Annotated in this window: 8 protein-coding genes; 5 read left to right on the forward strand and 3 right to left on the reverse strand. The window is 44.8% G+C overall.

Annotated elements, in window-relative coordinates; all coding sequences use genetic code 11:
- Nucleotides 1–42: 42 nt before the first annotated feature.
- From BIZ39_RS14400 to seqA, 3 genes are all read right to left on the reverse strand, one after another.
- On the reverse strand, nucleotides 43–2,520 hold the full coding sequence (locus tag BIZ39_RS14400; RefSeq protein WP_049588978.1) for a glycogen/starch/alpha-glucan phosphorylase: 2,478 nt from the start codon (nucleotides 2,518–2,520) through the stop codon (nucleotides 43–45).
- Nucleotides 2,521–2,738: 218 nt separating this feature from the next.
- Nucleotides 2,739–4,391: a phosphoglucomutase (alpha-D-glucose-1,6-bisphosphate-dependent) gene (gene pgm, locus BIZ39_RS14405; RefSeq protein ID WP_187447309.1), complete on the reverse strand. Its 1,653-nt coding sequence runs from the start codon at nucleotides 4,389–4,391 to the stop codon at nucleotides 2,739–2,741.
- A gap of 47 nt (nucleotides 4,392–4,438) precedes the next feature.
- Entirely contained in the window at nucleotides 4,439–5,224 is a 786-nt protein-coding gene (gene seqA, locus BIZ39_RS14410; RefSeq protein WP_187447310.1) for a replication initiation negative regulator SeqA, read from the reverse strand.
- A 500-nt stretch (nucleotides 5,225–5,724) separates the two neighbouring features.
- Between seqA and BIZ39_RS14415 the strand changes: the two genes are divergently transcribed.
- From BIZ39_RS14415 to BIZ39_RS14435, 5 genes are all read left to right on the forward strand, one after another.
- Complete coding sequence (locus tag BIZ39_RS14415; protein WP_101564052.1) at nucleotides 5,725–6,672, forward strand: AAA family ATPase; 948 nt, start codon at nucleotides 5,725–5,727, stop codon at nucleotides 6,670–6,672.
- A gap of 36 nt (nucleotides 6,673–6,708) precedes the next feature.
- Complete coding sequence (locus BIZ39_RS14420) at nucleotides 6,709–7,842, forward strand: DUF58 domain-containing protein (RefSeq protein WP_187447311.1); 1,134 nt, start codon at nucleotides 6,709–6,711, stop codon at nucleotides 7,840–7,842.
- Nucleotides 7,839–9,905: a transglutaminaseTgpA domain-containing protein gene (locus tag BIZ39_RS14425; RefSeq protein WP_187447312.1), complete on the forward strand. Its 2,067-nt coding sequence runs from the start codon at nucleotides 7,839–7,841 to the stop codon at nucleotides 9,903–9,905. The genes BIZ39_RS14420 and BIZ39_RS14425 overlap by 4 nt, the downstream gene beginning before the upstream one ends.
- Nucleotides 9,906–10,345: 440 nt before the next feature.
- Nucleotides 10,346–11,194, forward strand: a complete 849-nt coding sequence (locus BIZ39_RS14430; RefSeq protein WP_014949030.1) for a formate/nitrite transporter family protein — start codon at nucleotides 10,346–10,348, stop codon at nucleotides 11,192–11,194.
- Nucleotides 11,195–11,320: 126 nt separating this feature from the next.
- The gene (locus tag BIZ39_RS14435; protein WP_187447313.1) at nucleotides 11,321–13,243 is read left to right on the forward strand and encodes a protein kinase domain-containing protein; all 1,923 of its coding nucleotides are present in this window, start codon (nucleotides 11,321–11,323) and stop codon (nucleotides 13,241–13,243) included.
- Nucleotides 13,244–13,322: the final 79 nt, after the last annotated feature.

Here is a 13,322-nt window from a genome sequence, read left to right on the forward strand (position 1 = left end):
GCGAGTGTACCACTGCCGGGCTATTTCTTTACGGTTCTGCGATTAGCTTTCAATCTTACACGGTGAAAGTTTCCAAACGCGTTCTACGTAGTCACGAATTGAACGATCTGAGGTAAACTTACCCATCTTCGCTGTATTGATGATGGCCATTTCCGCCCAACGCTCTTTGTCGCGGTATGCAGCATCAACTGCAATTTGTGCATCAGAATAAGCACGGAAATCTGCAAGCACCATGTACGGGTCACCGTTATCAAGTAAGCTTTGCTTAATTGACACCAATGCACCTGGTTTACCTGGCGTAAAGTAATCCGTTTCTAACCAATCCAGCACAGCTTTAATTTCTGGATCTTTATAGTAGTAGTCATGTGGGTTATAGCCATTCGCTTTAAGCTCGTTCACTTCTTCTACTGTAAGTCCGAAGATAAAGATGTTGTCATCGCCTACTTCTTCAGCAATTTCAACGTTTGCACCATCAAGTGTACCAATAGTTACCGCACCGTTCAGTGCAAGCTTCATATTACCGGTTCCTGATGCCTCTTTACCTGCCGTACTGATTTGCTCAGATACGTCTGCCGCTGGAATCATTTTTTCAGCGAGTGATACACGGTAGTTTGGTAAGAATGCTACTTTAATCTTGTTATTTACGCGCGGATCGTTGTTGATCTTATCCGCTACCTTGTTAATAGCGAAGATAATATCTTTCGCAAGCTTGTAGCCCGGTGCGGCTTTAGCACCAAACACAAATACACGCGGGTGCATATCGTAATCAGGGTTTTCTAGAATACGACGGTATAGCGTCATAATATTCAGAAGCGCTAAGTGTTGACGCTTATACTCGTGCAAACGCTTAATCTGCACATCGAAAATGGCGTTGACGTCTACTTCTATATCAAGTGACTTGCGAATTTCCTCTGCTAGCAACTCTTTGTTCTCAAGCTTCACTTTCATGAACTGCTTCTGGAACGTTTTATTGCTTGCAAATTTAGCCAACCCTTGCAGTTTGTCTAAGTCGCGCGGCCAGTCGTCACCAATCTTTTTATCGATTAGCTTAGACAGCGCTGGATTACACGCTTTCAACCAGCGGCGTGGCGTAATACCGTTGGTTACGTTAGTTAGCTTACCAGGATATAGTTCATCGAACTCTGGGAACAGAGACGACTTAACAAGACGAGAGTGCATTTCTGCCACACCGTTAACAGCAAATGAACCGATTACCGACAGGTGGCCCATACGAACCATCTTCTCGTTACCTTCTTCAATGATTGAAAGCTTAGCTTTCATGGCATTGTCGCCAGGCCACTTCTTATCAACCTCTGCCATAAAGCGGTGGTTAATTTCATAAATGATTTCTAGATGACGAGGAAGGATCTTCTCAATCATGCGCGCAGGCCACTTTTCAAGTGCCTCTGGTAGCAAGGTGTGGTTGGTATATGCAAATACTTTTGTACAAATCCCCCACGCTTCATCCCAACCAAGCTCTGCGCGGTCAACAAGAATGCGCATTAGCTCTGGTATAGAAATAGCTGGGTGCGTGTCGTTTAGCTGAATAACAACCTGATCGGCGAAACGGCTCCAATCGTCACCATGAGCACGCTTGTAACGACGGATAATGTCTTTAAGCGAGCACGAGCAGAAGAAGTACTGCTGAATAAGGCGAAGCTCTTTACCCGCTTCGGTCTCATCGTTTGGATAAAGTACTTTTGAAATAGTTTCAGCTGATACATTTTCACGCTGTGCATCAACATAACCACCAGCATTGAATACGTCCCAATTGAAGTAGCCAGACGCTTCTGACTGCCACAACCGCAATACGTTTACGGTTTTACCTTCATAACCTACAACAGGAATATCCCACGGCACACCTTTTACAATTGAGCCAGGGTGCCATTCTTTCAGCACACGTCCGTTGTCGCCGTATTTAGTCTCTACATAGCCGTAAAGTGATACTTCTTGAATAGATTCTGGACGGCAAATTTCCCAAGGATTACCGTAGTGACGCCAGCTGTCTGGACGCTCGATTTGCTCACCGCTTTTAATTTCTTGGCGGAACAAACCGTGCTCGTAATGAATACCATAACCTATTGCAGGTAATTCCATTGTCGCTAGTGAGTCGATGAAGCAAGCCGCTAGTCGGCCAAGGCCACCATTACCCAGCGCCATATCTGGCTCTTCTTCAAGAATGTCTGAAATTTCAACACCTAGCTCTTTCAACGCGCCACTCGCTACATCGAATAAGCCAAAGTTTTGCAGGTTGTTTGAAAGCAAACGGCCCATTAGGAATTCAGCAGAGAAGTAATGAACGGCGCGCGTGTCGTTCAGGTAATGACTTTTCTGGGTTTTACGCAACCCTTCAAGTACTTGTTCTTGAATGGCAGCACAGGTTGCTTTCCACCAAGCGTGATTGTTTGCTTTGTTTTCGTCGGTGCCTAGCGTGCAGTGTAAGTGTTTAATAACCGCTGCTTTGAATGCAGCCTTATCGATCACTGGAGAGGGTTGCGTCTTGGTCGCTTTTGCGTTCATTTTGCGTCTCACTCTTAAGTAGAAGCGGTGTTTACACACCGAAAACGTAATTTAATTACAGAATAACTTCAGAATATGACAGCAATATAGCAGCGCTTAAACGATTATGTTGTAATAATTTTGTTAAAATAACAAAAAATCGCATGAATTCGTATGCATTCATGCGATTTATAACAATTTATTTACAAAAAGGAATTTAAAGTGATTTATTTTTGTACTTATTTAATTATTTTTCCGACTAAGGCTTCGGCTTCAGCAATTAGATCCTGTAAGTGGCTTTCACCGTTAAAGCTTTCCGCATAGATTTTATAAATTTGTTCGGTGCCAGAAGGACGCGCTGCGAACCAGCCATTTTCTGTCGATACTTTAACGCCACCAATTGCCGCGTTATTACCTGGTGCATGGGTTTGAACGGCAGTGATAGGCTCGCCCGCCAACGTATCGCTAGTGACGACAGATGCATCCATCGCCGAAAGCTTTTGCTTTTGTTCAAGGGTTGCTGCCACGTCAACACGGCTGTAAACCGGCGCTGCAAATTTTTCCGTTAGCGCTTTGTAGTGCTCGCCAGGATCTTTACCTGTGATGGCTAGGATTTCAGCTGCCAGCAAACAAAGAATAAAGCCGTCTTTGTCTGTCGCCCACGTGCTTCCATTGCGTTCAAGGAAAATTCCACCAGCACTTTCTTCACCCGCAAAACCAATAGTGCTGTTTGATAAACCATCAACAAACCATTTAAAGCCTACCGGCATTTCAGCTAAAGGTTTACCTAAGCTGTTGGCTACGCGATCAATCATACTGCTAGACACCAGTGTTTTACCGATATTTAAATCGCTAGGCCATTCTGGGCGGTGAGTATAAAGGTAGTTAATAGCCACGGCCAAATAATGGTTTGGGTTCATTAGGCCCGCACTTTTGCACACAATACCGTGACGATCGAAATCAGGATCATTGCCCCAAGCTAAGTCAAAGTTATCTTTCAGCTCGATAAGCCCTGCCATCGCATAGGCAGACGAACAATCCATGCGAAGCTTACCGTCTTTGTCACGGCGCATAAAACCAAACTGTGGGTCAACCGCGTCGTTAACAACGGTAATGTCCAAGCCATATTTATCTGCAATTCGCGACCAATAACCTATGCCTGCACCACCTAATGGGTCAGTACCTAACTTCAAGTTAGCGTTTGCAATCGCTTCCATGTCGATAACGCTTGCAAGGTCTTCAATGTAAGGTTCCATGAAGTCTTCTTCACGAACCAATTTGCGCGCGGTAGCTTGACGAATATCAATGCGCTTAACATTCTTATTGCCATCGGCAATTAATTCATTGGCGCGTTCTTGAATTTGTTTGGTTACATCACTATCGGCAGGGCCACCGTGAGGCGGGTTGTACTTAAATCCACCGTCTGAAGGAGGGTTATGAGAAGGCGTAATGACGATACCATCTGCCTTGTCGGTGTTACCTGCGCGATTGTAGCGAATAATAGTACGTGAAATAACAGGTGTCGGCGTATAGCCCATGCTTTCATTGTCTGCGCGCTGCACGACAACATTGACACCGTTTGCACACAAAACTTCGATAGCGGTAATCATGGCAGGCTCAGATAACGCGTGGGTATCTTTACCAACGAACAGCGGACCGTCGATACCTTCTTGTTTACGATACTCTACCAATGCTTGGCAAATTGCACTGATGTGGGTATCGGTAAACGTAGCGTTGAAAGCTGTACCTCTGTGACCTGACGTGCCAAAAGAGACCGCTTGACCCGGGTCATTCATATCCGGTTTATAGCTGTAATACTGGCTCACTAACTGCGCTACGTTAATGAGTTGCTCTTTTGCTGCATGCTGTCCAGCCTGCGGATGTAATGCCATGAAAAAAATCCTTATTTAGAAGTTTCGTTGTTCTATACCTTGGCTTGCTATTTACCTTCTGAAGAGAAACGCGCAATCACGGTTTCAATAACATCGGGTTGATAGCCTAAGTTACGCAAAACTTGTTCCAGCATATTCGTTTTCTTGGCAGTATTGTTATTGGTTACCACCCAGAACGGGCTATCAGGGATAGCTTTAGGATTAGTACTGCTGCCGTTTTCCAACAATGCCGCCTTACTTGTCGCAAAGTACGTACGGTTTTTACCTTTTATACTTTCAACACGAGTAAAGTTTTCTGCATTAAGCTTGTGCGCTGCACTTAAAACAAACAGGAATTGATCAACGCGCTTGGTAAATGTGCCTAATGCATCTTTTGACACCGCTTCAAGAATGTCTCTTTTCGAGTGAGCTTCTGTTGCTGGCGTTACTGAAGAAACTTCCGAAACCTTTTTAGCTGCCCTTGAGCTCGCAGGCGCTTTTGCTGCCGTTGCTTTAGCTGTAGCTTTCTTCGCTGCAGCCTTTGGCGCTGCTTTAACTGCTGAACTGGCTGTCGCTTTAGAAGGCGCTTTGGTTTGTACTTTAGTCGCCACTTGAGTTTCAACTTCGGGTGTTGACTCACTTGCGTTATCTGCGGTTTCTACAACGTCTGTACTTTTTGGTTCGCTTGTTTTTACAGATGTAGATGAAGCGCCACCATGCTGGACACCTTGGGACACGGCACCGTCTTCAGGCAAAAGTAAACGTCTTAAAATTTGTGATGCACTCTCACCAATATGCTTCGTTTGGCTGGCGATGAAGGCATATAAATCGTCATCTATTTCAATGCTTTTCATAACTACTTCCTTTTTAAGAGGCACCATTATAGACAACACAGATAAACTACGCAGCACTTAATAACAGATGTTTTGCGGGAATCTATGCTAATAAGGTAAGAAAGTGACGTTTTACTGCTTCCCGTTCCGTCGTATTTGCTGTCGATAAAGTCCATGTAAGCCGTTTTTACTTTTTCAAAAATAGACGTCGCCTTAACAACATTAAGAATATAGGAGAAACAACTCAACGAACCATCAAGTCGCTGATATACCTGCGTATAAAATTTAACAGGTAATTCAATAGAAAGCCTTTCACTATCGTTGCTATTATTAAGAAGTAGTGACCTTCGAAACACCGCATTGTCGGCACTCGTTACCGTTCGCTAAACACGTAAACTAGAACATAAACTCAGACATGAACTTAAACATCATTGCGCAACATCCTTAGAAAAGCCTGAATCGCTTTCTCACTGTTTAATACGTAGTGTGACAGAGTAACTTTAAACTTAAGTGACAATTATATGCGCCAAGATATCATCAATGTACAGCGGGCTCTTAGTCAGAAAATTATTGGTAAAGATCACCAGTTAAAACTCGCAATAACTTGTTTACTTGCCAATGGCCACTTATTAATTGAAGACTTACCAGGAATGGGTAAAACCACCCTTTCTCATGCGCTTTCCCAAGTTTTTGGCCTACAATATTCTCGCATTCAATTTACTTCTGACTTACTCCCATCAGATATGTTGGGCGTAAACATTTTTCATAGTAATGAACAAGACGAGGCAAAGCGCTTTTCGTTTAGACACGGCCCTATTTTTAGCCAAGTGGTGTTAGCGGACGAGCTAAACAGAGCCAGTCCCAAAACACAAAGCGCCCTGTTAGAAGCGATGGAAGAGCGACAAGTAAGTATCGATGGTGTAACCCACGCGCTACCCTCTCCATTTTTTGTTATTGCTACACAAAACCCAAGCTATCAATCGGGCACTTATCCCTTGCCAGAGTCCCAACTCGACCGTTTCTTTATGCGTATCTCTTTGGGCTATCCAGCGTGGGAGGCAGAAAAAGCCATGCTATTGCAACAGGATGCATCAGCACCGCTTGCACAAATACTAAATGAGGAGAATTTGCGCGAGATGCAACGAGAGGTAGCCACTATTCATACCAGCGATGCCATTATTCATTACATTCTAAGATTGGTGAGTGAAAGTCGAGAAAGTAATGATTACCCTAACCCCCTATCGCCACGAGCGAGTAGAGCGATACTACAAGGTGCCAAAGCTTGGGCGTTTGTTTCCGGAAAATCATATGTTACTCCCGAAGATGTACAGGCCGTCTTCGTGGCCATTACCGCTCATAGGCTAACATTGTCTTCACATCAGTTGGCACAAGGGCAGCAAACCCATGCTTTTGACGGTGAAAAACTGAGCCAGAAATTACTCGATAGTATTGACCCACTGGCAGCCTAGCATTCATGAATTTTCGGAGCGCTAAAGGTGCGTAGAATGCCAGCTTCACTTTCGAATTACCTACAACGTAGGCTATTAAAGTGGTTAGACAGGCGAGTTCCGGCTTCTCACGAACATCACCTCAACGTAAACAGTATTTTTATATTGCCGAGCGGATTCGGTTGGTCTTTTATTATTCTATCGCTGTGTTTGTTTTTACTTGGCACTAACTACCAAAACAACTTGATGTTGCTGCTTAGCTATTTGTGCTTAAGCATTATGCTATTAACGCTGTTTTACACTCATCAAAACTTTGCGCGTTTAGCGCTTAAAGCGACGCCCCCCAGTCCATTTCACTGTAACTTACAGGGTGAATTGCAGCTTCAGGTTATCCCTCACGCGGCAGCGCCAACGAAAACGTGCAATGGTGTATTAGCAATAAAGTGGCTAAATACAGCGCGCCCCATGGAAACCGCTGTTCATGCAAGCAATCAAGATACCTCAGTGGATCAGCAGACGTACAGCTTTTCTTTAAACGACAATGAAGTTACGGATACAAGACAAACGCAAACCCTCAGCGTGCCTCTTCCAATACCAGTACGGGGGCGATTTGCACTGGGCAGACTAACCATTGCATGCGATTTTCCGTTGGGATTATACAAATGCTGGACCCACCTCGATTTTGACCAACAGGTTACTGTCTATGCAAAACCTCAAGAAGGTCCGGTCACTGTTACTAAGGTAGCGAGTTCTAATGAGTCGGATAGCGTCAGTCAGGTTAACGACCTTACAAGTAACGAGGACTTCTACGCATTAAACGATTACGAAGTTGGACAGCCGCTTAATCGCGTATCATGGAAGCATGTGGCGAAAAACGGAAATTGGGTTTCGAAATCCTTTACCTCCTTGCAAAGCGACAGTTTTGTACTTTCAGTTCCCTCAAACATCGATGTGGAAACTGCCGTGTCGGCACTTACCTATGCAACATTGTCTTGGACAGGCGCAGACCGGGTATTTGGAATACAGTACAAAGGGCTTAACATTGCCCCTGCTCGCGGGGTAAAACATAGGCACGAATGTCTTAGTGCGCTTGCTTGTTTGAATTCGCATTCATCACAAGCTTCTTCGACCTCAAATAAAACGGTCTCAATATCTTCCATAAAGAATGAAAAAGCGAGGTCAACGAAATGAGCTCCGCTATCTTAAGCCGTTTAACGCAATTAACCGTTGTTAAAAGCGTGTTTAGCCAACCAACGTCCGTGGCTGTGCTTATGCTCTGCATAGCTTTCTCTCTTATTCTTTTTACTCTCACCGCGCCGCTTATGACATGGGTAATTATGCTAGGTGGATGTGCTGTGATAGTGAGGGCCGCAGGCCTTAGTGCGTTAAATAGTTTGCCCACATCACGCACGGTTAATCTACTGGCGATATTGGCAGTGTTCGCATTATCGTGGTTTGGCTTCTCAGTAGGATTGCTTGATAGCATGATCAACCTATTGACCGTCGCGTGCGCGCTCAAAATCATGCTGGTTGAGAAAAAACGTGATTTTCACTTAATTGTATGTACCTGTTTGTTCTTGATCGGCTGCGGATTTATCTCGTCTCTAAGCGTATTTGCGTGGATTGGCTATACAGGAATACTGGCCCTGCTGCTATTCGCGACTGCCATTTATCACGGTGCAGGAATACCCAAATCAAAAAGCATTAAATTCGTGACCGTGCTTATTGTCCAAGCTTTCCCTATCGCGCTGCTACTGTTTTTACTACTTCCCCAACTCCCTCCGCTTTGGCAGATGCCCACGTCAAAGTCGACTGAAACCGGGCTTTCTGACACGGTGACGCCAGGTGATATTGCGTCACTTGCAAGTTCATCTGAATTGGCTTTCAGCGCCACATTTGAAAACACAGAAGCAGTTCCTGTTGCACCGTCCAGGTATTGGCGCGCTATGACCTTAGAACATTTTGACGGGAAAACCTGGTCTATTAGCGACAAGCGCAAACAGGCAGAGCAGCAGCTAGCTTACATGGGCAAGCCAACACCCTTGTCAGCTCTGGCCGAGGAAAGTACGCCTCAAGTGATAAGTTATGAATTGATCGTGGAACCCACACAGCAAACGTGGCTGTTTGCGTTAGCGCCTTCGACCCCCAACAACCGCGAGAACAGTATTTTCGTACGAAGTCTTTTTGATTTTACGTTAAGGGCGAATAGCCCAATATCCAGTAAAAAAGCGTTTTATCTGCGCTACTATCCAACTGCTCAAATCACTAGCGGAATAGGAAATTTTGAATCGCAACTAAACCTTCAGGTTTCCATGAATGGCAACCCTCAAGCCAGGGCATGGGGACAGACACTCGCCAAACAATATTCAAGCGCACAGCAAATAGTTAGCGCAATAATGCGTGAATTTAATCAAGGGGGCTTCCGCTACACCCTATCGCCGAACGCCATGCCTACCGACCCCATCGACCGTTTTTTATTTGAAGAACGCTCAGGTTTTTGTGCCCATTACGCAGGCGCCATGGTGTATGTGCTTCGCGCCGCAGGGGTACCGGCAAGAATGGTGACAGGCTACCAGGGCGGAAGCGCACTTAATGACAATGTGCTGCAAATAAGGCAGTACGATGCACATGCGTGGGTGGAAGCATTTATTGATGGTGTATGGATTCGACACGACCCAACGAGTATGGTGGCACCGTCACGCTTAACCTTCGGGCTTGAACTTGCGTTGGAAGAGCTTGGGGAGTCTCGTGAAGCCAGTATTTTGGGCGACCTTAGCAACGCTGCTATTTTTGCAACATTACAAAGCTGGTTTCAACAGCTCGATTACTCGTGGAGTAAATGGGTACTGGGCTTTGACAATACTGCGCAAACCAACATGCTTGAAGAATTACTAGGCTCGCTAACGCCGCAAAAAATGCGAGTTGTATTTCTTTCCGCCATTGGTCTAATTGGGCTTATTTTAGCACTTTATTTTTTACCCAAAACGTATCGCAACACACTGTCGCCCTCACACAGAGTTTTACTAAACGCAATAAAATGCGTTGAAGCTAAAACAGGAAAAGAAAGAGGGAATAAAACCTTGTCCGCCTTTATGAGTGAAGTTAACCCTTTGATAAACGAAGATGCTGCCAAGGCACTAACACTTCTGTGTGAACAATTTGAGCACGAAAAATACGCACACCGAACACAAGAGACAAAAATTTATCCAACCATGAAGCGTCAGTTAAAAATGTTAAAACAGGCATTAAAGTAGGAAATGGTTAAACCGATTGCACCTTAAACACTCACACTCCCCCCTTTTTAGTGCAGGCTAATTAATAGTGCCTTGGCGCAAGCGTCTATCAACACAGCCATGAATTTATACAAAGCATTGTTTTTAAAAGCAATAAATAACGCATTTACGTACATTTTGGTTATTGGCACTTTTTTAGCTTTGTACAAATGGATTACAAAAGTACGAAGGCGCTTATACAAGTATTAGTTGCCAACGGGCTTTAGAGTACAAAGGCGTACATATAACCAACGGTTTATTTGTTAGCTACCACAATGCATGAGTTTCGGACAAAGGCGTCCCCAGTTCTTTCTTACGAGAGCGCTGCGGACGCCTTTTTTTGATCTTCTGGAACGCATTGAAACAGTAAACGCCAACACACAGATGACAACTTATTGATAACGACAACGTGAGGTGAAACCATGGCTTATCTTCTCCCCGCTGAGTTTGCAACCAAGATGGTAGATGCAGGCGAAGCCAAAATTTATATGTCTACACGAGATACTCTAATCCGCGCTTATATGGCAGGTGCAATATTGGCCCTTGCCGCTGTTTTTGCCGTTACCATTGCCGTTCAAACCGGCGTATTTCTTCTTGGCGCAGTGTTATTCCCAGTGGGCTTTTGTATGCTCTACCTTATGGGGTTTGACCTATTAACCGGCGTGTTTGTACTTACCCCGCTCGCTTGGCTTGCACAGCGACCTGGCGTCACGCCAAAACAAATTCTACGGAATTGGGGATTAGTATTCTTAGGTAACTTTGGTGGCGCATTAACCGTGGCCTTTATGATGTCGTTTATTTTTACCATGGGGTATAACGTGGATGGCGGTGCCATCGCGACTAAGGTAGCCAGTATTGGCGAAGCTCGTACATTGGGCTACGCAGAACACGGCGTTGCAGGCTGGTTCACCATTTTTATTCGCGGCATGTTGTGTAACTGGATGGTGTCGCTAGGCGTAGTGGGTGCAATGATTTCAACCCACGTTAGCGGAAAAGTACTAGCCATGTGGATGCCAATCATGCTGTTCTTCTTTATGGGTTTTGAGCACTCAGTAGTAAACATGTTCCTTTTCCCATTTGGCCTTATTATGGGCGGCGACTTCTCGGTTATGGACTACTTCATTTGGAACGAGATCCCAACTGCACTTGGAAATCTTGTTGGTGGCCTCGCCTTTACTGGACTAACCCTGTACACCACCCACGTTAAGACGCTACCCAAACGTACTATCCCTGTTGATAAAGCCGCTGCATCGCAAACACTGCCTATTTAATTAAGGCGCTTATCTTAAAGCCATCATGCCTTGTCCCTACAAGACACGTCATGATGGCGTTATCCGTTTCCTTGGAAATAACTAATTGGGCTCATAATTAAATATGCAGGTAAGAAGCAATTAAACATGAATGAGCGAGCCGCGTTAAACGCCCCAATTAACCCACCAGCTAACACGCTCAGTGTAAGTGCATTTTCTACAGCCGGCGTTAAAGCGATAAACCAAGATGCATACGCTTTTCATGTTTCTGATAACACAGATCAAAGCAGCGTTTTTGTTATCGCCGACGGTGTAAGTAGCAGTACGGTTAGCCAAGTTGCTAGCGACTTTGCTACCAGTCAGTTTATTAAACTGTTTAATATGGCGCCGGAACAATGGTCGGTTAAGATGCGCGCTGAAACCATTATTAAAGAGATAAACGCGCTGCTTTACACACGTACGCAAAGAAGTCCCTTCTGCTATACACCAGAAAAAGGTTATGTGTGCACGTTAACAGTGGCGGTGGTAACAGGCAATCACATGGATGTATTTCATGTGGGAGATTGTCAAATTCAGGCTATTTCTAAGAACGCACAGTCGCCTGTCTTACTCACAAAACCTCATCGTCAAGTATCGGAAAGTGAGCCTTCGCAGAGTTATCTTACTAAAGCATTAGGCGTTAAAGCGAATATAGACATCGACCACACAACACTCACCCTCAACTCATCGAGCACGTTTTCGATAAGTAGCGACGGGGTTTATGAGTTTGTTTCGCTATCTACCATTCTTATGAAAATCAGTGAGGCCGATACGCTTTCTGAAAACCAAGCTGCGTTGGTAGTACATGAGGCATTTACTAGAGGAAGCGATGACAACCTCACCTTACTTCTCGTAAAGGTTCTTGTAGCTAGCCATGATGGCCTAGACGATCACAGACACCCACTGTATACAGGCATTTCAACTTCACCTCATTCATCTGTACTTAACAGGCCGTTGGGCAACCAACTGATAACCAATTCTGAGGTTTCTGATGCTGCGATTCATTACTCAAATCAGCAGTCTGATGAACATGTATGCGAAGAGCCTGCTGCCGCAAACTTTAAGACGGGTGATGATGTTGATGGACTGAAGCTAGAACGACAGCTTTATACGTCGGCCCGAAGCCATGTTTTTATTGCCACCAATTCGTCTTGTGAAGCTACGCACAGAAACAGCCCTGTGGTTGTAAAAACGCCGGCTACCGACTTTACCCTATCACCAGAAATGGTAAACGGGTTCCTAATAGAGAGCTGGTTTTCGAGACGGATTAATTCGGCACACGTTATTAAAAGCCCAACGTTTACTGATTTGGGTTTACCGTACTCTCCTTCTGCTTTTTACAGCGTAAGTGAATATGTGCAAGGTCAAACGCTAGCTCAATGGGCTGTTGATAACCCTACGCCGCCATTAGAGCAAGTTAGGAATATAATCGAGCAGGTTGGTAAAGGTTTACAGGCAATGCACCGTCAGGGCATTCTTCATAGGGATATACGCCCCGACAATATTATTATTAGCGAACAAGGGCACTGTACTATTATAGATTTGGGTTCAGCAGCCTTAGCCGATGCCCCAAGCCTCTATAGTGACACACCTATTCCTGGCGCTGCACTTTTTTCCGCACCTGAATACTTTTTAGGAAATGTAGGCACAGAGCGCTCTGATCTGTTTTCCTTAGCCGTACTCACCTACTATCTCTTGTGCGGGCGTTACCCCTATGGCACAAAGCTCGTTCATTGTCGCACGTTGGCCGAGCAGAAAAAGTTAAAATACCAAACCGCATTGGCTCCTAATCGACCAATACCTAATTGGGTTGATAGCGCCCTTAAGCGTGCTTTGCATGTGAACCCTGATAAGCGATTTTCTTCACTATCTGAGTTTCTTTTTTCGCTTCGCTACCCAAATCCATCACAACATACGGCGTACGAGCCGTTAGTAAAACGACACCCTCTTTTTGTGTACAAGGTGCTAATACTGGCACTTATTTTCAGCAATCTAGTTACGCTCATTTTGTTTAACCCCGATTTCAGATAATAAGTGCGACATTCATGGAAAGGTGTAGAAGAGGAGGCCAACTGCTAAAAGTGGTACGCTCTTCTCGTCAAAGAAACAA

It is taken from the genome of Alteromonas sp. BZK5, assembly GCF_014349115.1.
GTDB lineage: Bacteria > Pseudomonadota > Gammaproteobacteria > Enterobacterales > Alteromonadaceae > Alteromonas > Alteromonas macleodii.

Bases quoted from the DNA above. Each gene is read 5' to 3' on its own strand.
- BIZ39_RS14420 (WP_187447311.1), top strand. From the start codon at position 6,709: ATGCCAGCTTCACTTTCGAATTACCTACAACGTAGGCTATTAAAGTGG.
- BIZ39_RS14415 (WP_101564052.1), top strand. From the start codon at position 5,725: ATGCGCCAAGATATCATCAATGTACAGCGGGCTCTTAGTCAGAAAATT.
- BIZ39_RS14400 (WP_049588978.1), bottom strand. From the start codon at position 2,520: ATGAACGCAAAAGCGACCAAGACGCAACCCTCTCCAGTGATCGATAAG.
- seqA (WP_187447310.1), bottom strand. From the start codon at position 5,224: ATGAAAAGCATTGAAATAGATGACGATTTATATGCCTTCATCGCCAGC.
- pgm (WP_187447309.1), bottom strand. From the start codon at position 4,391: ATGGCATTACATCCGCAGGCTGGACAGCATGCAGCAAAAGAGCAACTC.
- BIZ39_RS14430 (WP_014949030.1), top strand. From the start codon at position 10,346: ATGGCTTATCTTCTCCCCGCTGAGTTTGCAACCAAGATGGTAGATGCA.
- BIZ39_RS14425 (WP_187447312.1), top strand. From the start codon at position 7,839: ATGAGCTCCGCTATCTTAAGCCGTTTAACGCAATTAACCGTTGTTAAA.
- BIZ39_RS14435 (WP_187447313.1), top strand. From the start codon at position 11,321: ATGAATGAGCGAGCCGCGTTAAACGCCCCAATTAACCCACCAGCTAAC.